The organism is Enterobacter sp. LU1 (assembly GCF_008271405.2).
Taxonomy (GTDB): Bacteria; Pseudomonadota; Gammaproteobacteria; order Enterobacterales; family Enterobacteriaceae; genus Enterobacter; species Enterobacter hormaechei_C.
Genome location: NZ_CP043438.2, coordinates 1 through 23,677 on the forward strand (window position 1 = coordinate 1; position 23,677 = coordinate 23,677).

Below are 23,677 nucleotides of genomic sequence, written 5' to 3' on the forward strand. Positions count from 1 at the left end.
GTGTCACTTTCGCTTTGGCAGCAGTGTCTTGCCCGATTGCAGGATGAGTTACCAGCCACAGAATTCAGTATGTGGATCCGCCCGTTGCAGGCGGAACTGAGCGATAACACGCTGGCTTTGTATGCGCCAAACCGTTTCGTGCTCGATTGGGTAAGGGATAAATACCTTAATAACATCAATGGACTGCTGAACGATTTCTGCGGGTCAGATGCCCCACAGCTGCGTTTTGAAGTGGGCACAAAGCCGGTCACCCAAACCGTTCGTGAAGTTGTCAATGTGGCAGCCCCTGCACAGGCGGCGCCCGCGCCAGCGCCTCGCGTTGCACCGGCTCGTCAGGGCTGGGATAACGTTCCGGCCCCCGCTGAGCCTACCTACCGCTCTAACGTTAACGTGAAACACACGTTCGATAACTTCGTTGAAGGTAAGTCGAACCAGCTGGCGCGCGCGGCGGCTCGCCAGGTAGCCGATAACCCCGGTGGCGCTTACAACCCGCTGTTTCTGTATGGCGGCACGGGTCTCGGTAAAACGCACCTGCTGCATGCGGTGGGCAACGGCATTATGGCGCGTAAGCCCAATGCCAAAGTGGTGTATATGCACTCCGAACGCTTCGTTCAGGACATGGTAAAAGCCCTGCAAAACAATGCGATCGAAGAGTTTAAACGCTACTACCGTTCCGTTGATGCGCTGCTGATCGATGACATTCAGTTCTTTGCCAATAAAGAACGATCGCAGGAAGAGTTTTTCCATACCTTTAACGCCCTGCTGGAAGGCAATCAGCAGATCATTCTGACCTCGGATCGTTATCCAAAAGAGATCAACGGCGTTGAAGATCGTCTCAAATCCCGCTTCGGCTGGGGCCTGACCGTGGCGATCGAGCCGCCGGAGCTGGAAACCCGCGTCGCGATCCTGATGAAAAAAGCCGACGAGAACGACATTCGCCTGCCGGGTGAAGTGGCGTTCTTCATTGCCAAGCGCCTGCGTTCCAACGTGCGTGAGCTGGAAGGGGCGCTGAACCGCGTTATCGCCAACGCCAACTTCACCGGTCGGGCGATCACCATCGATTTTGTGCGTGAAGCGCTGCGCGATTTATTGGCTTTGCAGGAAAAACTGGTCACTATCGACAATATTCAGAAGACGGTGGCTGAGTACTACAAGATCAAAGTGGCAGATTTACTGTCTAAACGTCGTTCCCGCTCGGTGGCGCGTCCGCGTCAGATGGCGATGGCGCTGGCAAAAGAGCTAACCAACCACAGCCTGCCGGAAATCGGTGATGCGTTTGGTGGCCGTGACCATACGACCGTGCTGCACGCCTGTCGCAAGATCGAGCAGTTACGCGAAGAAAGCCACGACATAAAAGAAGATTTTTCCAATTTAATCAGAACATTATCATCGTGACGCTATGAAATTTACCGTTGAACGTGAACATTTATTAAAACCGCTGCAACAGGTGAGTGGCCCATTAGGCGGCCGCCCTACGCTGCCTATTCTTGGAAACCTGCTGCTTCAGGTCGCGGACGGTACGCTGTCGCTGACCGGCACAGATCTGGAAATGGAAATGATCGCGCGCGTTACGCTGACTCAGCCGCACGACGCGGGCGCGACCACGGTTCCGGCACGTAAATTCTTTGATATTTGCCGTGGGCTGCCGGAAGGCGCTGAAATCGCCGTGCAGCTGGAGGGCGACCGCATGCTGGTGCGCTCTGGCCGCAGCCGTTTCTCCCTCTCCACGCTGCCCGCTGCGGACTTCCCGAACCTGGATGACTGGCAGAGCGAAGTTGAATTTACCCTGCCGCAGGCGACGATGAAGCGTCTGATTGAAGCCACGCAGTTCTCCATGGCGCATCAGGACGTTCGTTACTACTTAAACGGCATGCTGTTCGAAACCGAAGGTGAAGAGCTGCGTACCGTGGCGACCGACGGTCACCGTCTGGCGGTCTGTTCTATGCCGATTGGTGATTCACTGCCGAACCATTCGGTGATCGTGCCGCGTAAAGGCGTGATTGAACTGATGCGTATGCTCGACGGCGGCGACACGCCGCTACGCGTGCAAATTGGCAGCAACAATATTCGTGCCCATGTGGGCGATTTTGTCTTCACATCGAAGCTGGTAGACGGTCGTTTCCCGGATTATCGCCGCGTATTGCCGAAGAACCCGGATAAAACGCTGGAGGCGGGTTGCGACATCCTCAAGCAGGCGTTCGCGCGTGCCGCTATTCTCTCCAACGAGAAATTCCGCGGCGTACGTCTGTACGTGAGTGAAAACCAGATCAAAATCACCGCCAACAACCCGGAGCAGGAAGAGGCAGAAGAGATTCTGGACGTCACCTACGCCGGGGCTGAGATGGAAATCGGCTTCAACGTCAGCTATGTGCTGGATGTGCTGAATGCACTGAAATGCGAGAACGTTCGCATCCTGCTGACTGACTCCGTTTCGAGCGTACAGATTGAAGATGCCGCATCACAGTCGGCTGCCTATGTTGTCATGCCAATGAGACTGTAATGTCGCTCACCCGTCTGTTGATCCGCGACTTTCGCAATATCGAAAGCGCGGATCTCGCTTTATCCCCTGGCTTTAACTTCCTGGTTGGCGCGAACGGCAGCGGCAAAACCAGCGTGCTGGAAGCCATCTATACGCTCGGCCATGGCCGGGCGTTTCGCAGTTTGCAGATTGGTCGCGTGATTCGCCACGAGCAGGAATCTTTTGTTCTGCACGGGCGTTTGCAGGGCGCAGAGCGGGAAACCGCCATCGGCCTGACCAAAGACAAGCAGGGCGACAGCAAGGTGCGTATCGACGGCACCGATGGCCACAAGGTGGCGGAGCTGGCGTTGCTGATGCCGATGCAGCTGATTACGCCCGAGGGGTTTACTTTACTCAACGGCGGCCCCAAATACAGAAGAGCGTTCCTCGACTGGGGATGCTTTCACAATGAAGCCGGTTTCTTTAACGCCTGGAGCAACCTGAAGCGTCTGCTTAAACAGCGTAACGCCGCATTGCGCCAGGTCACGCGCTACGCTCAGCTGCGTCCGTGGGACATGGAACTCATCCCTCTTGCGGAACAAATCAGCCGCTGGCGTGCCGAATACAGCGCAGGTATCGCCGAAGACATGGCCGACACCTGCAAACAGTTTTTACCCGAGTTCTCTCTCACCTTCTCTTTCCAGCGTGGCTGGGAAAAAGAGACGGATTATGCCGAGGTGTTAGAGAGAAGCTTCGAGCGCGATCGCATGTTGACCTACACCGCGCACGGCCCGCACAAGGCGGATTTCCGCATTCGTGCCGACGGTGCGCCGGTGGAAGACACGCTGTCGCGCGGGCAGCTGAAGCTCCTGATGTGCGCGCTGCGCCTGGCGCAGGGGGAGTTCCTCACTCGAGAGAGCGGGCGACGCTGCCTGTACCTGATAGATGATTTTGCCTCGGAACTTGACGACGCGCGGCGCGGGCTGCTTTCCAGCCGCTTAAAAGCCACGCAGTCGCAGGTTTTCGTCAGCGCCATTAGCGCTGAACACGTTATAGACATGTCGGACGAAAATTCGAAGATGTTTACCGTGGAAAAGGGTAAAATAACGGATTAACCCAAGTTGAAATGAGCGAGAAACGTTGATGTCGAATTCTTATGACTCCTCCAGTATCAAAGTCCTGAAAGGGCTGGATGCGGTGCGTAAGCGCCCGGGTATGTATATCGGCGACACGGATGACGGCACCGGTCTGCACCACATGGTATTCGAGGTGGTAGATAACGCTATCGACGAAGCGCTCGCGGGTCACTGTAAAGACATCGTGGTCACGATCCATGCGGACAACTCCGTGTCCGTTACCGATGACGGTCGTGGTATCCCAACCGGTATTCACCCGGAAGAGGGCGTATCTGCTGCGGAAGTCATCATGACCGTTCTGCACGCAGGCGGTAAGTTCGATGATAACTCCTATAAAGTTTCCGGCGGTCTGCACGGCGTAGGCGTATCCGTAGTAAATGCCCTGTCGCAGAAGCTGGAGCTGGTTATCCAGCGCGAAGGCAAAATTCACCGTCAGATCTACCAGCACGGCGTGCCTGACGCTCCGCTGGCCGTCACGGGTGATACCGATAAAACCGGTACCATGGTGCGTTTCTGGCCGAGCCTCGAAACCTTCACCAACGTCACCGAATTCGAGTACGACATTCTGGCGAAACGCCTGCGTGAACTGTCGTTCCTGAACTCCGGCGTGTCGATTCGTCTGCGCGACAAACGCGACAACAAAGAAGACCACTTCCATTACGAAGGTGGTATCAAGGCGTTCGTTGAGTATCTGAACAAGAACAAAACGCCAATTCACCCGAATATCTTCTACTTCTCTACTGAAAAAGACGGTATCGGCGTGGAAGTGGCCTTGCAGTGGAACGACGGTTTCCAGGAAAACATCTACTGCTTCACCAACAACATTCCACAACGCGATGGCGGTACGCACCTGGCGGGCTTCCGCGCGGCGATGACCCGAACCCTGAACGCCTACATGGACAAAGAAGGCTACAGCAAAAAAGCGAAAGTCAGCGCCACCGGTGACGATGCCCGTGAAGGCCTGATTGCCGTGGTCTCCGTGAAGGTGCCGGATCCGAAGTTCTCCTCACAGACCAAAGACAAGCTGGTCTCTTCTGAGGTGAAATCGGCGGTTGAACAGCAGATGAACGAACTGCTGAGCGAATACCTGCTGGAAAACCCGTCCGACGCGAAAATCGTGGTGGGTAAAATTATCGATGCGGCGCGTGCCCGTGAAGCGGCGCGTAAAGCGCGTGAAATGACCCGTCGTAAAGGCGCGCTGGACCTGGCAGGCCTGCCGGGCAAACTGGCTGACTGTCAGGAACGCGACCCGGCGCTGTCTGAACTGTACCTTGTGGAAGGGGACTCCGCGGGCGGTTCTGCGAAGCAGGGCCGTAACCGCAAGAACCAGGCGATTCTGCCGCTGAAGGGTAAAATCCTTAACGTTGAGAAAGCGCGCTTCGACAAGATGCTCTCTTCTCAGGAAGTGGCGACGCTCATCACCGCGCTCGGCTGCGGCATTGGTCGCGACGAGTACAACCCGGACAAACTGCGCTATCACAGCATCATCATCATGACCGATGCGGACGTCGACGGCTCGCACATTCGTACGCTGCTGTTGACCTTCTTCTATCGTCAGATGCCGGAAATCGTTGAGCGCGGCCACGTCTACATTGCCCAGCCGCCGCTGTACAAAGTGAAGAAAGGCAAGCAGGAACAGTACATTAAAGATGACGACGCGATGGATCAGTACCAAATCGCGATCGCCCTTGATGGTGCGACCCTGCACGCAAATTCCAGCGCGCCAGCGCTGGCCGGTGAGCCGCTGGAGCGTCTGGTCTCCGAGTTCAACGCCACGCAGAAAATGATTGGCCGTATGGAGCGTCGCTATCCAAAAGCGCTGCTGAAAGAGCTGATTTACCAGCCGACCCTGACCGAAGCCGATCTGAGCAACGAGCAGACCGTCACCCGCTGGGTGAACGCCCTGGTGAGCGAGCTGAACGAGAAAGAGCAGCATGGCAGCCAGTGGAAGTTCGACGTCCAGCAGAACGCTGAGCAGCAGTTCGAGCCGATCGTCCGCGTGCGTACCCACGGCGTCGATACCGACTACCCGCTGGAGCACGAATTTGTGACCGGTCCGGAATACCGTCGTATCTGCACCCTCGGCGAGAAGCTGCGCGGTCTGATCGAAGACGATGCGTTTATCGAACGTGGCGAACGTCGTCAGCCGGTAGCCAGCTTCGAACAGGCGCTGGAGTGGCTGGTGAAAGAGTCCCGTCGTGGTCTCTCTATTCAGCGTTATAAAGGCCTGGGCGAAATGAACCCGGATCAGCTGTGGGAAACCACCATGGATCCGGAAAGCCGTCGCATGCTGCGCGTCACCGTTAAAGACGCAATCGCAGCGGATCAGCTGTTCACGACCCTGATGGGCGATGCGGTTGAACCACGTCGCGCCTTCATCGAAGAGAACGCCCTGAAGGCGGCGAATATCGATATTTAATCGTCGCTTTACGACAGCATAACTGGCCGCGCTTCAGCGCGGCTTTTTTATGGACGCAGGAAACTCCAGCGACATCACTGCCGGTAAACGTTTGACCAGCATATCTATGGCAATTCTTACCCTTAGCGGCAGGTGTGGCGTCTGCTGCCAGACGGCATGAACGTCGAAGCGTACATCCGGGGCCTGCTTTAAGAGCGGGACAAGATCTCCCTGCTGAATTTCTTTAATGACCATCCAGCAGGGTAACCATGCAAGGCCGTGGCCGGCCAGCGCCGCGTCGCAGATCGCCTGCAAATCATCCATATTGAGCGATGAGCGGGGAATAAACGTGCGCGACGTGCCATCGTAATCCATCAGCTGCCAGGGTAGGACTCTGCCCGCACGCGTGTAGTTAATGGCCGTATGCTGGCGTAGATCATCAACGGTTTGCGGCTGGCCATTCTTAAGCAGATAATCCGGCGCGGCGCACAGAACCATCCGGTGCTCCCCCAGCCTTCTGGCGACCAGCACGCTGCTGTCAGCCAGAGCGCCATTGCGCACCGCCATATCAAACCCTTCTTCCACGAGATCCACGACGCGGTCGCTGAAGGACATTTCAAGCTCAAGCCCGGGATGCTCCTGCGCCAGCTCTATTAGCAGCGGGGCGATACACTGGCGACCAAACAGCACCGGCACGGCAACACGCAGCCGACCGCTGACCTGATGTTTTCCGGTTTCAAGCTGCGATTCAGCGCCACGGATCTCCTCCAGCGCGCGCAGGCAGCGTTCATAAAAAAGCGCGCCGTTATCGGTCAGCCTCTGACTGCGGGTGGTCCGATGAAACAGACGAACCCCCAGCCTCTCTTCAAGACGAGCAATGCTTTTTCCTACCGCCGAGCGCGACAAATGCAGACGGACGGCGGCCTGGGCAAAACTTCCTGCCTCAACGGAGGCAACGAAAACGGGAATATCTTTCAGCGTATCGGTCATGGACGGATTGTGTCAATTTGGTCATCAATGAAGGGAAAACTTATCGCCACTGGCGACGCTGAGTCAACGGTAGACTGTCAGAACTGAAAATCATCTGATGACAGGAGAAAAAAATGACTGAAACAATGCAACGCTGGTCAATGGATGCCCTTGGTCGTGAAAGCCTCAGGCTCGTTCAGGAGCCTGTTCCACAGCCAGGCCCGGGGGAGGTTCGCGTAAGGGTTAATGCCGTTGCGCTCAACTACCGGGATAAAATGGTGATTGAAGGCACGATGCCGATTCCGCTTTCCTTCCCGTTTACCCCAGCATCTGACATGGCAGGCGTGGTGGACAGCATCGGCGAAGGCGTTACGCGTTTCAAGCCCGGCGCACGCGTCATCTCAACCTTCTTCCCGGAATGGATCGACGGCAAGCCGCAGGCAGACGCGCGCGATTTGCCCTATAAAACGTCCGGTGGATACTTCCAGGGCATACTGGCCGAATATGTGATTGTGAGTGAAAACGCGCTGGTGGCGTCCCCGGAAAGCCTGGATGACGCTGAGGCCAGCACGCTTCCTTGCGCGGGGCTTACCGCATGGTTCGCGCTGGTGGAGCGCGGTCATTTACGCGCCGGGCAATCGGTGCTGGTACAAGGGACGGGCGGTGTGGCGCTATTCGCTTTGCAGATAGCAAAAGCGCACGGCGCAGAAGTTATTGTTACGTCGGGGAGTGATGAAAAACTGGCGCGGGCCAAAAAGCTGGGGGCCAGCCAGGGCATCAACCGACTGAAAGGCGACTGGGCTGAAAATACGCTGGCACTGACGCAGGATCGCGGCATCGACCATATTATCGAAACGGTGGGTGGGGAGAACCTGAGACATTCCCTGCGCGCCGTTGCCGTTCATGGGCGGATATCGGTCATTGGCGTGCTGGCCGGGACAGAAATTTCTCTGCCTGCAAGCGAGCTGTTGCTGAAATCTCCCGTCATTCAGGGGATTGGGGTTGGACACCGCCGGGCGCTGGAAGATTTTGTCCGTGCTGTTGATGTCACGGAGTTAAAACCGGTGATTGAGCATCGCTACCGCTTTGACGAGCTGGAACAGGCGCTTGAACATCTGGATCGCGGTGCGTTTGGCAAAATCGTTCTCACCCGCGAGTGAGTTCGCGTTCCCGGGATAAACGTAAAAGGGGCTTTTTGTTGCGCAAGGTAGCTCTATTTTTGTGTGCTTAATCGCGTTAGCATGAGGTAGCACTCATTTATCCCGGGGACCTCATGGCTATCAAACTCATTGCAATCGATATGGACGGCACGCTGCTGCTGCCAGACCACACTATCTCTCCTGCCGTTAAAAATGCGATCGCCGCCGCACGCGAAAAAGGCGTGAACGTGGTGCTCACCACCGGACGCCCGTATGCCGGGGTGCACAGTTACCTGAAAGAGCTGCACATGAACCAGCCTGGCGATTACTGCATCACCTATAACGGCGCGCTGGTGCAAAAGGCAGCCGATGGCAGCACGGTGGCGCAAACTGCACTGAGCTATGATGACTACCGTTTCCTGGAAAAACTCTCCCGCGACGTGGGCTCTCACTTCCACGCGCTCGATCGCAATACGCTTTACACCGCCAACCGCGATATCAGCTACTACACGGTGCACGAGTCCTACGTTGCAACCATTCCACTGGTGTTCTGCGAAGCGGAGAAAATGGACCCGGCGACCCAGTTCCTGAAAGTGATGATGATTGATGAACCTGCGGTTCTCGACAAAGCCATCTCACGCATTCCGGCTGAGGTAAAAGAGAAATACACCGTGCTGAAAAGTGCGCCGTACTTCCTCGAAATCCTTGATAAACGCGTCAATAAAGGCACGGGCGTCAAATCGCTTGCCGATGCGCTGGGCATCAAGCCTGAGGAGATCATGGCGCTGGGCGACCAGGAAAACGATATTGCGATGATCGAATATGCGGGCATGGGCGTGGCGATGGATAACGCCATCCCGTCGGTGAAAGAAGTGGCGAACTTCGTGACTAAATCTAACCTGGAAGACGGCGTTGCCTGGGCGATCGAGAAATTCGTTCTGTCGTAACAAGTGCTTTGAAAGATTAGCCCCGGTTATTAACCGGGGCTTTTTTTGGCCCTGAATTTATCAAATTGTTCTTTTTGTGATCTGGATTGTAGTACAAGATTAACTGATTGTACTACATTGTCACCACGGCAAAGACGAAAGGCCTCACGTTTGTACTGCAAAAGTGAGGCGAAATTCAGCGGTCGCGGTAAAGTAGTGATGGACTTACAGAGCACAAGGACTCTCCATGACACTCAATAAAACCGATCGCATTGTCATCACGCTGGGCACTCAGATTGTGGGTGGCAAATACGTTCCCGGTTCGCCGCTGCCAGCAGAGGCGGAACTGTGCGAGGAGTTTGAAACCTCGCGCAATATCATTCGGGAAGTGTTCCGCTCGCTGATGGCGAAGCGGCTGATTGAAATGAAGCGCTATCGCGGCGCGTTTGTGGCGCCGCGTAACCAGTGGAACTACCTCGATACCGATGTTCTGCAATGGGTGCTGGAAAACGACTACGACCCACGGCTCATCGGCGCGATGAGCGAAGTCCGAAATCTGGTGGAACCGGCCATCGCCCGCTGGGCGGCAGAGCGCGCAACGTCAGGTGACCTGGCACAGATTGAGTCGGCTTTAAACGACATGATCGCCAATAACCAGAATCGGGAGGCGTTCAACGAAGCGGACATTCGTTACCACGAAGCGGTATTGCAGTCGGTGCATAACCCGGTTTTACAGCAGCTTAGCGTGGCGATCAGCTCGCTACAGCGAGCAGTATTTGAACGTACCTGGATGGGCGATGAGGCCAACATGCCGAAAACGCTTCAGGAACATAAAGCGCTGTTCGATGCGATACGGCATCAGGACGGCGATGCGGCAGAGCAGGCGGCGCTGACCATGATCGCCAGCTCGACACGAAGGCTGAAGGAAATCACATGACATCACGCTACATCGCAATTGACTGGGGATCGACCAATCTGCGCGCCTGGCTCTACCAGGGTGAGCAGTGCCTGGAAAGCAGGCAATCAGAAGCAGGTGTGACGCGCCTGAACGGTAAATCCCCCGCAGCGGTGTTAGCAGAAGTGACACAAAACTGGCGCGACGGTACTACGCCAGTGGTGATGGCCGGAATGGTCGGCAGTAACGTGGGGTGGAAGGTCGCGCCTTACCTGTCAGTTCCGGTGCATTTCACCGCCGTTGGCGAGCAGTTAACGTCCGTTGGCGACAATGTCTGGATTATTCCCGGTTTATGCGTCTCTCGCGACGATAACCATAATGTGATGCGCGGCGAAGAGACGCAGCTGCTCGGGGCGCGCACCCTTTCTCCTTCTTCTGTCTACGTCATGCCCGGGACGCACTGCAAATGGGTCCAGGCGGATGCTGAGCAAATTCATGATTTCCGCACCGTGATGACCGGCGAACTGCACCACTTGCTGCTTAAGCATTCGCTGGTGGGGGCCGGTTTGCCGGAGCAGACCCCTTCGCCGGAAGCGTTTGCCGCCGGGCTTGAGCGCGGGATCGCATCCCCTGCCGTTTTGCCGCAACTTTTTGAGGTTCGCGCCTCGCACGTGCTGGGAAATCTCCCGCGCGAACAGGTCAGCGAATTTCTGTCCGGCCTGCTGATTGGCGCAGAAGTCGCCACTCTGAGCGACGCGTTCGCCGGGCAGCAGGCCATCACGCTCGTCGCGGGTTCATCGCTGACGTCTCGTTACCGCCAGGCGTTCCACGCTATCGGACGGGATGTTGCTGCGGTGGAAGGCGACACGGCATTTCAGGCAGGCATAAGGAGCATCGCTCATGCAGTGGCAAACTGAACTTCCCCTGATCGCGATTTTGCGCGGTATCACGCCCGGTGAGGCCTTAGCGCACGTTGGCGCGGTGATCGACGCCGGGTTCGACGCGGTGGAAATCCCGCTCAACTCCCCGGAGTGGGAAAAAAGCATTCCGGCAGTTGTGAAGGCGTTTGGTGATAAGGCGCTGATTGGCGCAGGCACCGTGCTGCAACCGGAGCAGGTGGATGAACTGGCGAAAATGGGCTGCAAGCTTATCGTCACACCGAATATCAACCCCGAGGTGATCCGCCGGGCGGTGGATTACGGCATGACCGTCTGCCCGGGTTGCGCCACGGCCACAGAAGCCTTTGCCGCCCTCGATGCGGGCGCACAGTCTCTCAAAATTTTCCCGTCGTCGGCCTTTGGTCCGGATTACATCAAAGCGCTGAAAGCGGTCTTACCCGCCAGCGTGCCGGTCTTTGCCGTGGGCGGCGTCACGCCGGAAAACCTGGGCCAGTGGATGAGCGCGGGCTGTGTGGGCGCGGGGCTGGGCAGCGATCTCTATCGTGCCGGTCAGCCCGTTGAGCGTACCGCACAGCAGGCGGCAGCATTTGTGAAAGCGTATCGAGAGGCAGTGCAATGAAAATAACCAAACTCACCACGTACCGTTTACCCCCGCGTTGGATGTTCCTGAAAATCGAAACCGACGAAGGCGTGGTTGGCTGGGGCGAGCCGGTGATTGAAGGCCGTGCGCGCACCGTTGAAGCCGCGGTGCACGAGCTGGGCGAATACCTGATTGGCCAGGATCCGGCGCGCATCAACGACCTGTGGCAGGTGATGTACCGCGCGGGCTTCTACCGCGGGGGGCCGATTCTGATGAGCGCCATCGCCGGTATTGATCAGGCGCTGTGGGATATCAAAGGCAAAGTGCTCAATGCCCCGGTCTGGCAATTAATGGGCGGCCTGGTGCGCGACAAAATCAAAGCCTACAGCTGGGTGGGCGGTGACCGCCCTGCGGAAGTGATCGACGGTATCCGGCAACTGCGCAACATCGGTTTTGACACCTTCAAACTCAACGGCTGCGAAGAAATGGGCGTTATCGACAACTCGCGCGCGGTAGACCGGGCGGTGAATACCGTGGCGCAAATCCGTGAAGCCTTCGGCAACGAGATTGAGTTTGGTCTGGATTTCCACGGCCGCGTCAGCGCGCCAATGGCCAAAGTGCTGATTAAAGAGCTGGAGCCGTATCGCCCGCTGTTTATCGAAGAGCCGGTGCTGGCCGAGCAGGCGGAATACTATCCGAAACTGGCTGAACAGACGCACATTCCCATCGCGGCGGGGGAACGCATGTTCTCGCGCTTCGAGTTTAAACGCGTGCTGGAAGCGGGCGGCATTGCGATCCTGCAACCGGACCTCTCCCACGCGGGCGGCATCACCGAATGCTACAAAATTGCCGGAATGGCAGAAGCCTACGATGTGGCGCTGGCGCCGCACTGTCCGCTTGGGCCGATTGCGCTGGCGGCCTGCCTGCACGTCGACTTCGTCTCCCGCAATGCGGTGTTCCAGGAACAAAGCATGGGCATTCACTATAACAAGGGCGCGGAGCTGCTCGACTTTGTGAAAAACAAAGAAGACTTCAGCATGGAAGGTGGTTTCTTTAAACCGTTAACGAAGCCGGGCCTTGGCGTGGAGATCGACGAAGCCAAAGTCATTGAGCTGAGTAAAAGTGCGCCGGACTGGCGTAACCCACTGTGGCGTCATGAAGACGGTTCCGTAGCCGAGTGGTAAATCGCCGGATGGCGCTACGCTTATCCGGCCTACTCTCTCGTAGGCCGGTAAGCGAAGCGCCACCGGGCAAAAAAAAAACGTACATAGAAAAAATATAACCCTCTGTAAATTACAGGGCATGGTGAGCGGCTTCGCTATGCCCAAAATCTGGAGACAGATTGCGATGGATATTCCAGTTACTGCTGCAAAAACCGGGCGTCGTCGTTACCTGACGCTGATCATGATCTTTATTACCGTGGTCATCTGTTATGTCGACCGCGCCAACCTTGCCGTGGCATCGGCTCATATTCAGGAAGAGTTTGGCATCACCAAAGCGGAAATGGGCTACGTCTTCTCGGCGTTTGCCTGGCTGTATACGCTCTGTCAGATCCCTGGTGGCTGGTTCCTTGACCGCGTGGGTTCACGTCTGACCTACTTTATCGCTATTTTTGGCTGGTCCGTGGCGACCCTGTTCCAGGGCTTCGCGACCGGGCTGATGTCGCTGATTGGCCTGCGCGCCATCACCGGGGTGTTTGAAGCGCCGGCGTTTCCGACCAACAACCGCATGGTGACCAGCTGGTTCCCTGAACACGAACGCGCTTCCGCTGTTGGTTTTTACACCTCCGGGCAGTTTGTTGGTCTGGCGTTTCTGACGCCGCTGTTAATCTGGATCCAGGAGCTGCTGAGCTGGCACTGGGTGTTTATCGTCACCGGCGGGATCGGCATTATCTGGTCGCTCATCTGGTTTAAGGTTTATCAGCCGCCGCGCCTGACCAAAAGCATCACCAAAGCCGAACTGGACTACATCCGCGACGGCGGTGGCCTGGTGGATGGCGATGCGCCCGTGAAAAAAGAGGCGCGCCAGCCGCTGACCAGAGCGGACTGGAAGCTGGTCTTCCACCGTAAGCTGGTGGGCGTGTATCTGGGACAGTTCGCGGTGACCTCCACGCTGTGGTTCTTCCTCACCTGGTTCCCGAACTATCTGACCCAGGAAAAAGGTATTACCGCGCTGAAGGCAGGCTTTATGACCACCGTACCCTTCCTTGCGGCGTTTTTCGGCGTCCTGCTCTCGGGCTGGCTGGCGGATAAGCTGGTGAAAAAAGGCTTCTCGCTGGGCGTTGCGCGTAAAACGCCGATTATCTGCGGACTGCTGATCTCTACCTGCATCATGGGAGCGAACTACACCAACGATCCGGTGTGGATCATGACCCTGATGGCGGTAGCGTTCTTCGGAAACGGTTTTGCCTCCATCACCTGGTCGCTGGTGTCGTCCCTGGCGCCGATGCGTCTGATCGGCCTGACTGGTGGCGTGTTTAACTTCGTTGGCGGCCTGGGCGGGATCACCGTACCGCTGGTCATCGGTTACCTGGCGCAGGACTACGGCTTTGGTCCGGCTCTGGTGTATATCTCTGCCGTGGCGCTGATCGGGGCGCTCTCCTACATCCTGCTGGTCGGCGACGTTAAACGAGTAGGCTAATCCCTTCGGATGTTTTACCCTGATGCGATAACCGCGCATCAGGGTATTTTCATGAAACAAATCACCTTCGCTTCCCGCAACCACCAGCTCACCAACATCAACACCTGGACGCCAGACAGCCAGTGGCTTGTCTATGATGTCCGCCCGTCCGGCGCGTCGTTTACCGGTGAAACCATTGAGCGGGTCAATGTTAGTACGGGCGAGGTTGAGGCGATCTACCGTGCGATTGACGGCGCGCATGTCGGCGTGGTAACCGTTCATCCGGCGCAGGACAAATATGTTTTTATCCACGGCCCGAAAAACCCGGATGCAGACTGGCAGTATGATTTTCACCATCGTCAGGGGGTGATTGCGCACAATGGTCAGGTGAGCAATCTTGATGCAATGGATATCACCGCGCCTTACACCGCAGGGGCGCTGCGTGGCGGCAGCCACGTCCACGTTTTTAGCCCGAACGGGCAGTTCGTCAGCTTTACCTACAACGACCATGTGCTGCACGCGCGCGATCCGCAGCTGGATTTGCGTAACGTCGGGGTGGCGGCGCCTTTTGGCCCAGTAAACCCACAGGGGAACCATCCGCGGGAATATGCCGGCACCTTCTGGAGCGTACTGGTAAGCCGTACAACGCCGAACCCGAAACCGGGCAGCGATGAGGTAAACCGCGCCTATGAAGAGGGCTGGGTGGGCAACGACAGGCTGGCGTTTATCGGCGATACGGTGTCTGCGAAAGGCGAGAAAGTGCCCGAACTGTTTATTGTCGATCTCCCCAAAGACGAGCAGGGCTGGAAACGGGCGGGCGATGCGCCGTTGCAGGGAACGCCTGATACAATGCCCGCGCCGCCTGCGGGCGTAACGCAACGTCGCTTAACCTTCACCCATCAGAAGGCGTATCCGGGGCTGGTGAACGTACCGCGCCACTGGGTGCGCAGCAATCCGCAGGGGACGCAGATTGCGTTTTTAATGCGGGACGATAACGGCGTTGTGCAGCTGTGGCTTATCTCCCCTGAGGGCGGCGAGCCGCGTCAGCTGACCCACACTGAGCGTGATATTCAGTCGGCCTTTAACTGGCATCCTTCCGGCAACGGGCTGGGATTTGTGCTTGCAGGCCGTATTGCCTGCTGCGATGCGCAGACCGGAGAGGTGACGTTTTTGACGTCCGATCACGGCAATCCGCCGTCTGCTGACGCTGTGGTGTTTTCCCCGGACGGACGATTTATTGCATGGATGGAAGAGAAGGACGGTTTCCGCCAGCTGTGGCTAACGGAAACCGCACAGAATTAGCGTGGAGGCATCTCTGCGGGCGGGATGACGGAATTGGTCGCCAGCTTTTCCTGCTCGCTTTTCTCAACGCGCGAACGCACTGAGCTGTCGGTGCGGAACATATCCCACGGCAGCAGAAGCGTATCGGCAACCGCCGTAAACGGCATATCAAGAATCGCCAGAGATTTGGTACCCCAGTTTGTCTCATCATCAGAGATCATTGCGGCACTGGCGCGCGTCCCCGGATATGTTCCTTCTTTACCGCCGGTGTGCGACATCACGCTCGAACACCCGCAAAGTAAAACAACCCCGCTGAACGACGCCAGCTTAATCAGAACATTTCTCATCATCACTCAGTCATCTTTAGTAGCACGGCATTGACCTGCAACTCAGGGTTATAGCGAGGCGCGTCCAAAATGGATAGCTCAAAACTCCCGCACTGTGGTCGTCATCGCAATTTAACCCTTTGTGCTGTGCCCCTGAGTCTATGCGACAACCAGCAAAGTGCAAAAAAATCTCACATCAACAGTCTTGAAAAGGCCGTATCCAGACCCATTTTAAGAATGTAACCCGATAACGGACACGCCTGATGGGTGTTCGGGGAAGCAGAAGCCTGTCCATGGTGGAAGGCTACATTTTCTCGCTGATTTCAGGAGCATTTATCCATGCGTAATTTCGATCTCTCTCCGCTATACCGTTCTGCCATTGGTTTCGATCGTCTGTTCAACCACTTAGAAAACAACCAGAGCCAGAGCAACGGCTATCCACCTTACAACGTTGAACTGGTTGACGAAAACCACTATCGCATTGCGATTGCTGTTGCCGGTTTCGCAGAGAGCGAACTGGAGATCACCGCGCAGGACAATCTGCTGGTGGTGAAAGGCTCCCATACGGCCGAGCAGAAAGAACGAACCTACCTCTACCAGGGCATCGCAGAGCGCAACTTTGAGCGCAAGTTCCAGCTGGCTGAGAACATCCACGTCAAGGGCGCGAACCTGGTGAACGGCCTGCTGTTTATCGAACTGGAACGTGTGATTCCGGAAGAGAAAAAACCGCGTCGTATCGAAATCAACTAATTACGCGGGTCGCGTGAGCGGCCCACCCGAACTTGCTTGCCGTAACGGGAGCATATGCGAATCCGCAAGGGTTTGCAGGTACAACTGTGCACAAAATTAAACTGTGCCGAACTCGCTTCTCAGAAGGAGATTTAGTATGCGTAACTACGATTTATCCCCCCTGCTGCGTCAGTGGATAGGTTTTGACAAACTGGCTAACGCGCTGCAAAGCGCAACCGAACAGCAGACCTTTCCACCGTACAACATCGAAAAAAGCGATGATAACCACTACCGCATCACGCTTGCGCTGGCCGGGTTCCGCCAGGAAGATCTCGACATCCAGCTTGAGGGTACGCGCCTGACCGTGAAAGGGTCACCGGAAAAACCAGACACCGAGACCAAATGGCTGCATCAGGGGCTTGTCACTCAGCCGTTTAGCCTGAGCTTTACCCTGGCAGACCATATGGAAGTTTCTGGCGCGACGTTCACTAACGGGCTGCTGAACATTGACCTCACCCGTAACGTGCCGGAAGCCATTGCGCCTCAGCGCATCGCCATTAGCGAACGCCCGGCGTTGAACAGCTAAACCACGTTTTTGCCGGGTGGCAAACCTGCCGATCCTGTAGGTCGGGTAAGGCGCAGCCGCCACCCGACTCGCTCACAGATGCCATGAAGCCCTGCCCCGGCAGGGCTTTTTTGTGCGCCATCGCCCATACAACCGCCGTCAGCTCTGAGAGAATCCTTAGCATAACTATGGTTATACACAGGATGTGGATCATGAGTGATATCGCGTTAACCGTTAGCGTGTTGGCCCTTGTCGCGGTAGTGGGGCTATGGCTGGGGAATATCAAAATCCGCGGCGTCGGATTTGGCATCGGCGGGGTGCTGTTCGGCGGGATTTTTGTCGGCCATTTTGCCGACCAGCTTGGGTGGGTGCTCAGCGCCGATATGCTGCATTTCATCCAGGAGTTCGGCCTGATCCTCTTTGTGTATACCATCGGTATTCAGGTGGGGCCGGGCTTCTTCGCTTCCCTGCGCGTCTCCGGTTTACGCCTTAATCTCTTTGCCTTCGGCATCGTCGTGATGGGTGGGCTGGTTACCGCCATTCTGCATAAACTCTTCGCGATTCCGCTGCCCGTCGTGCTGGGCATCTTCTCCGGCGCCGTCACGAATACGCCCGCGCTCGGGGCGGGCCAGCAAATTCTGCGCGATCTGGGTATCCCTGCTGATGTCGTCGATCAGATGGGGATGAGCTACGCCATGGCCTATCCGTTTGGCATTTGCGGTATTTTGCTCTCGATGTGGCTGGTGCGCGTGCTGTTCCGCGTTAACGTCGAGCAGGAGGCAAAAGAGCATGAAAGCACGCTGACCAACGGCCATGCGCTCATTAAAACCATCAACATTCGCGTCGAAAACCCCAACCTGAACAATATGGCGATACAGGATGTTCCCATTCTGAACAGCGCGACCATTATCTGTTCCCGCCTGAAACGTGATGAAACGCTGATGGTGCCTTCACCGGATACCCTTATTCAGCACGGTGATCTCCTGCATCTGGTAGGGCAACCGGCGGATTTAAACAATGCCCGGCTGGTGATTGGTCAGGAGGTGGATACCTCACTCTCAACCCGTGGAACGGACATGCGCGTGGAGCGCGTGGTAGTGACCAATGAGAAAGTCCTGGGCAAGAAAATACGCGATTTGCAGGTTAAAGAGCGTTATGACGTGGTGATCTCCCGGCTTAACCGCGCCGGTGTCGAGCTGGTGGCCAGCCAGGATGCCAGCCTGCAATTCGGTGATATTCTCAACCTCGTCGGGCGTCCCTCATCCATTGATGCCGTAGCGGACATGGTAGGCAACGCCCAGCAAAAACTCCAGCAGGTGCAGATGCTGCCGGTCTTTATCGGCGTCGGGCTTGGCGTCATGCTTGGCTCCATCCCCCTGTACGTGCCCGGCTTCCCGGTAGCACTGAAGCTGGGTCTGGCAGGCGGGCCGCTCATTATGGCGCTGATCCTCGGGCGTATCGGCTCCATCGGTAAGCTCTACTGGTTTATGCCGCCGAGTGCTAACCTGGCGCTGCGGGAGTTAGGCATCGTGCTGTTTCTGGCAGTGGTGGGGCTGAAATCCGGCGGCGATTTTGTCGATACCCTGGTGAACGGCGAAGGGATGAGCTGGGTAGGATACGGCATATTTATTACCGCTATCCCACTGATAACGGTCGGATTACTGGCACGTATCTTCGCTAAAATGAACTATCTCACGCTGTGCGGCATGCTGGCCGGTTCCATGACCGATCCGCCCGCGCTGGCGTTCGCCAACAACCTGCACGCCACCAGCGGCGCGGCGGCGTTGTCCTACGCCACGGTTTATCCGCTGGTGATGTTTCTGCGCATCATCACCCCGCAGCTACTGGCGGTGCTGTTCTGGGGGATGGGCTAACAAGTCTTCCGGGTGGATGCGCCGCAGATGGTAGTCCACCTGGTAATCGCTGGTGTTCCGGAACATCACGGAATAATTGAGGAACTCGCCGCTGTCGCTGTAGGAAAGGGAGGTGATGCGCAGCAGCGGCGTCTGTTCCGGCACATTCATATAACCGGCCAGCTGTTTATCTGCCAGCACCGGCGTCAGGCTCTCGTAGTTGCCGCTGATGGTGATCCCGCATTCCTTCTCGATGTAATCAAACTTAGACCCTTCGAGATGCGCCAGGGAAAGATTGCGGAACAGCTTCACCGGCATAAAGCTGTCCTCCAGCATCAGCGGTTTTCCGTCCACGTAACGCACCCGCCTTGAAAAATAGATCCGCTCATCAACCTGAATCCGCAGCTGGCTGGCGATAGCGGGCGGCGCGGGCATCACTTCAAACTGCAACACCTTGCTCTGCACTTCTTTCCCCTGCTGGCGCAGCACCTCCACCAGCCCGGTCAGGTTAGTCGTTTCATGATGAACGTCTTTGCGCGCCACGAACGTCCCGCTGCCGTGTCGACGTTCAACCAGCCCCCAGCTTACCAGCAGATCCAGCGCCTTGCGGATGGTCATCCGGGCTACGCCAAACTCCTTTGCCAGCGCTTTTTCTCCGGGTAACGGACTGCCAATGTTGTAGTCCGAGGAATTCAGCCGCAGCCGCAGCCGATCGGCAATTGATTTGTAGATCACCAGTAGACCTCTCTGCGCACATCATGGCGTGGATTACGTCTTAACTTGTCTATTTTTATTTTAAAAAGTAGACCTGATTGGTCAAATTAAAACCATGAATGCGATCACGAATCGCAGCGGCATACCATGTTGCTGCATCAGTAAGTTCTTATGCTCACCTCAGGCCAGTAAAAAACCATAAAGGCCTCTATCCCCTACAGGTTGTTTCATGAGGATTTAAAAATGCTCAGTCAAATACAACGTTTTGGCGGCGCCATGTTCACCCCGGTTTTGCTGTTTCCCTTTGCCGGGATCGTGGTTGGGATCGCCATCATGCTTCGCAATCCGCTGTTTGTCGGTGAGGCCTTAACCGCGCCGGATAATCTGTTCGCGCAAATTGTTCACATCATCGAAGAGGGCGGCTGGGCGGTGTTCCGTAATATGCCGCTGATTTTTGCTGTCGGCTTACCGATTGGCCTGGCAAAGCAGGCGCAGGGCCGCGCCTGTCTGGCGGTGCTGATTAGCTTCCTGACCTGGAACTACTTTATCAACGCGATGGGGATGACCTGGGGTCACTTCTTTGGCGTCGACTTCTCTGCTGAACCCACTGCCGGCAGCGGGCTGGCGATGATTGCCGGAATCAAAACGCTTGATACCAGCATCATCGGGGCGATTATCATTTCCGGGCTCGTCACCGCCATCCACAATCGATTTTTCGACAAGCCGTTGCCGGTCTTTCTGGGGATTTTCCAGGGCACCTCGTTTGTCGTTATCCTCGCGTTCTTCGTCATGATCCCTTGCGCCTGGCTGACGCTGCTGGGATGGCCGAAAGTGCAGATGGGCATTGAGTCGTTGCAGGCCTTTCTACGTACCGCTGGCGCGCTGGGCGTATGGGTTTATACCTTCCTGGAACGCATTCTGATCCCAACTGGATTACACCACTTTGTCTACGGCCCGTTTATCTTCGGCCCGGCTGCGGTAGAAGGCGGCATTCAGGTCTACTGGGCACAGCACCTTCAGGAATTCAGCCAGAGCACTGTGCCGCTGAAAACGCTGTTCCCGGAGGGCGGATTCGCGCTGCACGGCAACTCTAAGGTGTTTGGCTCAGTCGGTATTGCGCTGGCTATCTGGTATACCGCGTCGCCGGAGAACCGCGTCAAAGTGGCAGGTCTGCTGATCCCGGCCACGCTTACCGCCGTGCTGGTGGGCATTACCGAACCGCTGGAGTTCACCTTCCTGTTTATCTCGCCGTTGCTGTTTGCCATCCACGCCGTGCTGGCCGCAACGATGGCGACGGTGATGTATACCTTCGGGGTGGTGGGCAACATGGGGGGCGGTCTGCTGGACCAGTTCCTGCCGCAAAACTGGATCCCGATGTTCCATAACCACGCCTCGACGGTATTCACCCAGATTGGCATCGGCCTCTGCTTCACCGGGATCTACTTCGTGGTCTTCAGAACGCTTATCGAACGTCTGAATCTCAAAACGCCGGGCCGGGAAGAGAGCGAAATCAAACTCTACAACAAAGCCGACTATAAGGCCGCGCGCGGGCAAACCACCGCCCCGGCGGCAGCCAGCCAGCAGGTCGGGCAGGCTGCTGGGTTCTTACAGGCGCTCGGCGGCGCAGCAAATATCGAAAGTATCAATAACTGCGCCACCCGCTTGCGTATCGCCCTGGTGGATATGACGAAAACCCAAAGCGACGACGTCTTCAAAGCCCTGGGCGCACACGGTGTGGTGCGGCGCGGCAACGGCATACAGGTGATTGTCGGTCTGCACGTTCCTCAGGTGCGCGACCAGCTGGAATCGCTGATGAAAACCCCTTTAACAAACGAACAAACCACTCTGACAGAGGCTATATCATGAAAAAATTCTCAGTTGTTATTGCAGGCGGCGGCAGTACATTCACGCCTGGTATCGTCCTGATGCTGTTAGCCAACCGTGACCGTTTCCCGCTGCGTGCGCTGAAGTTCTATGACAATGACGGAGCACGTCAGGAGATCATCGCCGAGGCGTGCAAAATCATCCTTAAGGAGCAGGCGCCGGAGATTGAATTTAGTTACACCACCGATCCTGAAGCGGCCTTTACCGATGTGGATTTCGTGATGGCGCATATTCGCGTGGGCAAATACCCCATGCGTGAAAAAGATGAAAAAATCCCGCTGCGCCACGGCGTGTTGGGCCAGGAAACGTGCGGGCCGGGCGGCATCTCCTACGGCATGCGCTCCATCGGCGGCGTGCTGGAGTTGGTGGATTACATGGAGCAGTACTCCCCGAACGCGTGGATGCTGAACTACTCCAACCCGGCGGCGATTGTCGCGGAAGCCACGCGCCGCCTGCGTCCGAACGCGAAAATTCTCAACATCTGCGACATGCCGATCGGCATTGAAGGACGTATGGCGCAAATCGTCGGTCTGAAAGACCGCAAAGAGATGCGCGTGCGCTACTACGGTCTGAACCACTTCGGCTGGTGGACGTCGATTGAAGATCTGAACGGCAACGATCTTATGCCGAAACTGCGCGAATACGTGGCGAAAAACGGTTATGTTCCGCCTTCGGAAGATGCGCATACTGAAGCGAGCTGGAATGATACTTTCGCCAAGGCTAAAGACGTACAGGCGCTGGATCCGGACACCATGCCGAACACCTACCTGAAGTATTACCTGTTCCCGGACTATGTGGTCGCCCATTCCAACCCGGAGCGTACCCGCGCCAATGAAGTGATGGATCACCGTGAGAAGCATGTATTCAGTTCATGCCGGGCGATTATCGAAGCCGGTCATTCTTCTGCCGGTGAACTGGAAATCGACGAACATGCGTCGTACATCGTCGATCTGGCGACCGCGATCGCCTTTAATACCCAGGAACGCATGCTGCTGATTGTGCCTAACAATGGGGCTATCCATAATTTTGACGCCGACGCGATGGTAGAAATCCCTTGTCTGGTCGGCCACAACGGACCGGAGCCGCTGACCGTTGGTGATATTCCGCACTTCCAGAAAGGGCTCATGAGCCAGCAGGTGGCAGTGGAAAAACTGGTGGTGGACGCCTGGGAGCAGCGCTCGTATCAGAAACTCTGGCAGGCGATTACCCTGTCGAAAACCGTACCGAGCGCGTCGGTGGCGAAGGCGATTCTGGACGATCTGATTGAAGCCAACAAAGAGTACTGGCCGGAACTGCATTAATTTTCCTGACCGGCATCATTGAGGTGCCGGTCCTTAAACTTGCTGACCGCCGACGGCGCATAGCCAAACTTATTCTTAAACGCTTTGCTGAAGTGAAACGAATCAAAAAAGTTGAGCATGTCAGCCACCTTGTTTACCGTATTTCCCTCCTGGCGCAGCAGCGATTGCGCCAGTTCGAGGCGTGCGTCAAGATAATATTCTTTCGGCGTTTTACCCGTGTATCGTAAAAAGATCCGCCGCAGCCAGGGCTCGCTGCACTGCATCCGCTGTGCCATTTCTGTGACGCTCCAGCGCTTTTGCACACTGGCGTGCAACTCGGCCAACAGATTTTCCAGACGCAGCAGTTCCCGATCTTTCCTACCATTTTCGGAAATAAGACAAATCCACTGATAGATAATTTTTGTGAGAAACGCGACGGCTAAATTATTTTTTATGGGGGACCGCAAAGCGAGTAATTCAGCAACTTCTGAAAGTTCTTTATTAAACTCGTCGCCATTATAAATTATGCCAGTTTGTAATATAGGGATTTCCATCATGTTTGTGGGGATGAATTCCATCCAGTATTGTTCCCAGATCAGACCGTCGCAGTAGTACGACGTTATATCGGTAGGTTTTAAGAATATAACGTTATTTCCATTAAGCATAATTTCAGAATTATCTTTGAGCCTGATTTTCCCGCACCCTTGCACGGTATAAACCGCCACCCAGGAGTTAGCAATCAGCGGTTTTTTCTTATCCTGAGGCCAGATAACGCGGTAGCTCTCGTCGGCTAGCGTATGCCAGAGTGAGATCAGTGAAATTCCGCTTGAGATCACACTTTCATCAAGAACTAAGGGAATATTGTACGTTGTTTCGTTTTTTACATGCGAAATTTGAATTTTTCCATTCATTTTAATTTCCCGTCAGCAAATTATGCCCACAACCTGTAGCGGAATTTATCAGAAAATTACCGTGATGGGGAAACCAGTCTTGTATTTTAAGATATCGAATAGCCTGGGTCCGGTG

21 protein-coding genes and 1 other annotated feature are annotated in these 23,677 nt (G+C 56.0%); of the genes, 17 read left to right on the plus strand and 4 right to left on the minus strand.

Translation table 11 applies throughout. The features are described from left to right. The 4 genes from dnaA to gyrB are packed head-to-tail and all read left to right on the plus strand — an operon-like array spanning position 1 to position 6,013. Positions 1 to 1,395: a chromosomal replication initiator protein DnaA gene (dnaA, locus tag FZF21_RS00005; RefSeq protein WP_003861124.1), complete on the plus strand. Its 1,395-nt coding sequence runs from the start codon at positions 1 to 3 to the stop codon at positions 1,393 to 1,395. A 4-nt stretch (positions 1,396 to 1,399) separates the two neighbouring features. Next, entirely contained in the window at positions 1,400 to 2,500 is a 1,101-nt protein-coding gene (gene dnaN / locus FZF21_RS00010) for a DNA polymerase III subunit beta (RefSeq protein WP_003861122.1), read from the plus strand. Next, positions 2,500 to 3,573, plus strand: a complete 1,074-nt coding sequence (gene recF / locus FZF21_RS00015) for a DNA replication/repair protein RecF (protein WP_149121135.1) — start codon at positions 2,500 to 2,502, stop codon at positions 3,571 to 3,573. Before dnaN ends, recF begins: the two co-directional genes overlap by 1 nt. Before the next feature lie 28 nt (positions 3,574 to 3,601). Further along, positions 3,602 to 6,013, plus strand: a complete 2,412-nt coding sequence (gene gyrB / locus FZF21_RS00020; RefSeq protein ID WP_047737230.1) for a DNA topoisomerase (ATP-hydrolyzing) subunit B — start codon at positions 3,602 to 3,604, stop codon at positions 6,011 to 6,013. Positions 6,014 to 6,046: 33 nt separating this feature from the next. Here the strand turns inward: gyrB and FZF21_RS00025 are convergent, their stop codons facing one another. After that, positions 6,047 to 6,982: a LysR family transcriptional regulator gene (locus FZF21_RS00025; protein WP_017694028.1), complete on the minus strand. Its 936-nt coding sequence runs from the start codon at positions 6,980 to 6,982 to the stop codon at positions 6,047 to 6,049. Between the two features lie 113 nt (positions 6,983 to 7,095). On the opposite strand from FZF21_RS00025, the gene FZF21_RS00030 reads away from it, so the two are divergent. The 8 genes from FZF21_RS00030 to FZF21_RS00065 all read left to right on the plus strand — a co-directional run bounded on the left by FZF21_RS00030 (position 7,096) and on the right by FZF21_RS00065 (position 15,321). After that, positions 7,096 to 8,121 (plus strand): NAD(P)-dependent alcohol dehydrogenase, encoded by a 1,026-nt coding sequence (locus tag FZF21_RS00030; RefSeq protein WP_047737235.1) that lies wholly within the window; start codon positions 7,096 to 7,098, stop codon positions 8,119 to 8,121. 113 nt (positions 8,122 to 8,234) lie between these two features. Then, on the plus strand, positions 8,235 to 9,047 hold the full coding sequence (gene yidA, locus FZF21_RS00035) for a sugar-phosphatase (RefSeq protein ID WP_023295661.1): 813 nt from the start codon (positions 8,235 to 8,237) through the stop codon (positions 9,045 to 9,047). A 226-nt stretch (positions 9,048 to 9,273) separates the two neighbouring features. Next, a complete protein-coding gene (dgoR, locus tag FZF21_RS00040; protein WP_003861109.1) occupies positions 9,274 to 9,963 on the plus strand; it encodes a D-galactonate utilization transcriptional regulator DgoR in 690 nt (229 codons plus the stop codon). Beyond that, on the plus strand, positions 9,960 to 10,838 hold the full coding sequence (locus FZF21_RS00045) for a 2-dehydro-3-deoxygalactonokinase (protein WP_003861107.1): 879 nt from the start codon (positions 9,960 to 9,962) through the stop codon (positions 10,836 to 10,838). The genes dgoR and FZF21_RS00045 overlap by 4 nt, the downstream gene beginning before the upstream one ends. Then, on the plus strand, positions 10,822 to 11,439 hold the full coding sequence (locus tag FZF21_RS00050) for a 2-dehydro-3-deoxy-6-phosphogalactonate aldolase (RefSeq protein WP_017694025.1): 618 nt from the start codon (positions 10,822 to 10,824) through the stop codon (positions 11,437 to 11,439). The genes FZF21_RS00045 and FZF21_RS00050 overlap by 17 nt, the downstream gene beginning before the upstream one ends. Then, positions 11,436 to 12,584, plus strand: coding sequence for a galactonate dehydratase (gene dgoD / locus FZF21_RS00055; protein WP_003861103.1), 1,149 nt, complete (start codon positions 11,436 to 11,438; stop codon positions 12,582 to 12,584). Before FZF21_RS00050 ends, dgoD begins: the two co-directional genes overlap by 4 nt. Before the next feature lie 118 nt (positions 12,585 to 12,702). Further along, on the plus strand, positions 12,703 to 14,040 hold the full coding sequence (locus FZF21_RS00060) for an MFS transporter (protein ID WP_015570129.1): 1,338 nt from the start codon (positions 12,703 to 12,705) through the stop codon (positions 14,038 to 14,040). A 51-nt stretch (positions 14,041 to 14,091) separates the two neighbouring features. Beyond that, positions 14,092 to 15,321 (plus strand): DUF3748 domain-containing protein, encoded by a 1,230-nt coding sequence (locus FZF21_RS00065; RefSeq protein WP_074173133.1) that lies wholly within the window; start codon positions 14,092 to 14,094, stop codon positions 15,319 to 15,321. On the opposite strand, the gene FZF21_RS00070 is transcribed toward FZF21_RS00065, so the two are convergent. After that, positions 15,318 to 15,650, minus strand: coding sequence for a YceK/YidQ family lipoprotein (locus FZF21_RS00070; RefSeq protein WP_017383693.1), 333 nt, complete (start codon positions 15,648 to 15,650; stop codon positions 15,318 to 15,320). The genes FZF21_RS00065 and FZF21_RS00070 overlap by 4 nt on opposite strands. 247 nt (positions 15,651 to 15,897) lie before the next feature. Continuing rightward, positions 15,898 to 15,972: a sequence feature (ROSE (Repression Of Heat Shock gene Expression) occurs in the 5'-region of heat shock genes and acts as an RNA thermometer to modulate expression.), on the plus strand. On the opposite strand from FZF21_RS00070, the gene ibpA reads away from it, so the two are divergent. The 3 genes from ibpA to FZF21_RS00085 all read left to right on the plus strand — a co-directional run bounded on the left by ibpA (position 15,966) and on the right by FZF21_RS00085 (position 18,794). Continuing rightward, the gene (gene ibpA, locus FZF21_RS00075) at positions 15,966 to 16,376 is read left to right on the plus strand and encodes a small heat shock chaperone IbpA (protein ID WP_006177605.1); all 411 of its coding nucleotides are present in this window, start codon (positions 15,966 to 15,968) and stop codon (positions 16,374 to 16,376) included. (Overlaps the previous feature by 7 nt.) A 136-nt stretch (positions 16,377 to 16,512) precedes the next feature. Beyond that, a complete protein-coding gene (gene ibpB, locus FZF21_RS00080; protein WP_015570126.1) occupies positions 16,513 to 16,941 on the plus strand; it encodes a small heat shock chaperone IbpB in 429 nt (142 codons plus the stop codon). A 191-nt stretch (positions 16,942 to 17,132) separates the two neighbouring features. Continuing rightward, entirely contained in the window at positions 17,133 to 18,794 is a 1,662-nt protein-coding gene (locus FZF21_RS00085) for a putative transporter (protein WP_017694020.1), read from the plus strand. Here FZF21_RS00085 and FZF21_RS00090 read toward each other — a convergent pair. Next, entirely contained in the window at positions 18,762 to 19,508 is a 747-nt protein-coding gene (locus FZF21_RS00090) for a GntR family transcriptional regulator (RefSeq protein WP_017383690.1), read from the minus strand. The two genes, FZF21_RS00085 and FZF21_RS00090, sit on opposite strands and share 33 nt — an antisense overlap. A gap of 222 nt (positions 19,509 to 19,730) precedes the next feature. On the opposite strand from FZF21_RS00090, the gene FZF21_RS00095 reads away from it, so the two are divergent. Both FZF21_RS00095 and FZF21_RS00100 read left to right on the plus strand, forming a co-directional pair. Beyond that, complete coding sequence (locus tag FZF21_RS00095) at positions 19,731 to 21,353, plus strand: alpha-glucoside-specific PTS transporter subunit IIBC (RefSeq protein ID WP_017694019.1); 1,623 nt, start codon at positions 19,731 to 19,733, stop codon at positions 21,351 to 21,353. After that, positions 21,350 to 22,672, plus strand: a complete 1,323-nt coding sequence (locus FZF21_RS00100; RefSeq protein ID WP_015570123.1) for a 6-phospho-alpha-glucosidase — start codon at positions 21,350 to 21,352, stop codon at positions 22,670 to 22,672. The genes FZF21_RS00095 and FZF21_RS00100 overlap by 4 nt, the downstream gene beginning before the upstream one ends. Here the strand turns inward: FZF21_RS00100 and FZF21_RS00105 are convergent. Next, positions 22,669 to 23,562 (minus strand): helix-turn-helix transcriptional regulator, encoded by an 894-nt coding sequence (locus FZF21_RS00105; RefSeq protein ID WP_032668915.1) that lies wholly within the window; start codon positions 23,560 to 23,562, stop codon positions 22,669 to 22,671. The genes FZF21_RS00100 and FZF21_RS00105 overlap by 4 nt on opposite strands. Between the last annotated feature and the right edge of the window lie 115 nt (positions 23,563 to 23,677).

What these genes read in the sequence shown, in the direction of transcription:
- dnaN (WP_003861122.1), top strand. Translation starts at nt 1,400, where the DNA reads ATGAAATTTACCGTTGAACGTGAACATTTATTAAAACCGCTGCAACAG.
- recF (WP_149121135.1), top strand. Translation starts at nt 2,500, where the DNA reads ATGTCGCTCACCCGTCTGTTGATCCGCGACTTTCGCAATATCGAAAGC.
- gyrB (WP_047737230.1), top strand. Translation starts at nt 3,602, where the DNA reads ATGTCGAATTCTTATGACTCCTCCAGTATCAAAGTCCTGAAAGGGCTG.
- FZF21_RS00025 (WP_017694028.1), bottom strand. Translation starts at nt 6,982, where the DNA reads ATGACCGATACGCTGAAAGATATTCCCGTTTTCGTTGCCTCCGTTGAG.
- FZF21_RS00030 (WP_047737235.1), top strand. Translation starts at nt 7,096, where the DNA reads ATGACTGAAACAATGCAACGCTGGTCAATGGATGCCCTTGGTCGTGAA.
- yidA (WP_023295661.1), top strand. Translation starts at nt 8,235, where the DNA reads ATGGCTATCAAACTCATTGCAATCGATATGGACGGCACGCTGCTGCTG.
- dgoR (WP_003861109.1), top strand. Translation starts at nt 9,274, where the DNA reads ATGACACTCAATAAAACCGATCGCATTGTCATCACGCTGGGCACTCAG.
- FZF21_RS00045 (WP_003861107.1), top strand. Translation starts at nt 9,960, where the DNA reads ATGACATCACGCTACATCGCAATTGACTGGGGATCGACCAATCTGCGC.
- FZF21_RS00050 (WP_017694025.1), top strand. Translation starts at nt 10,822, where the DNA reads ATGCAGTGGCAAACTGAACTTCCCCTGATCGCGATTTTGCGCGGTATC.
- dgoD (WP_003861103.1), top strand. Translation starts at nt 11,436, where the DNA reads ATGAAAATAACCAAACTCACCACGTACCGTTTACCCCCGCGTTGGATG.
- FZF21_RS00060 (WP_015570129.1), top strand. Translation starts at nt 12,703, where the DNA reads ATGGTGAGCGGCTTCGCTATGCCCAAAATCTGGAGACAGATTGCGATG.
- FZF21_RS00065 (WP_074173133.1), top strand. Translation starts at nt 14,092, where the DNA reads ATGAAACAAATCACCTTCGCTTCCCGCAACCACCAGCTCACCAACATC.
- FZF21_RS00070 (WP_017383693.1), bottom strand. Translation starts at nt 15,650, where the DNA reads ATGATGAGAAATGTTCTGATTAAGCTGGCGTCGTTCAGCGGGGTTGTT.
- ibpA (WP_006177605.1), top strand. Translation starts at nt 15,966, where the DNA reads ATGCGTAATTTCGATCTCTCTCCGCTATACCGTTCTGCCATTGGTTTC.
- ibpB (WP_015570126.1), top strand. Translation starts at nt 16,513, where the DNA reads ATGCGTAACTACGATTTATCCCCCCTGCTGCGTCAGTGGATAGGTTTT.
- FZF21_RS00085 (WP_017694020.1), top strand. Translation starts at nt 17,133, where the DNA reads ATGAGTGATATCGCGTTAACCGTTAGCGTGTTGGCCCTTGTCGCGGTA.
- FZF21_RS00095 (WP_017694019.1), top strand. Translation starts at nt 19,731, where the DNA reads ATGCTCAGTCAAATACAACGTTTTGGCGGCGCCATGTTCACCCCGGTT.
- FZF21_RS00100 (WP_015570123.1), top strand. Translation starts at nt 21,350, where the DNA reads ATGAAAAAATTCTCAGTTGTTATTGCAGGCGGCGGCAGTACATTCACG.
- FZF21_RS00105 (WP_032668915.1), bottom strand. Translation starts at nt 23,562, where the DNA reads ATGAATGGAAAAATTCAAATTTCGCATGTAAAAAACGAAACAACGTAC.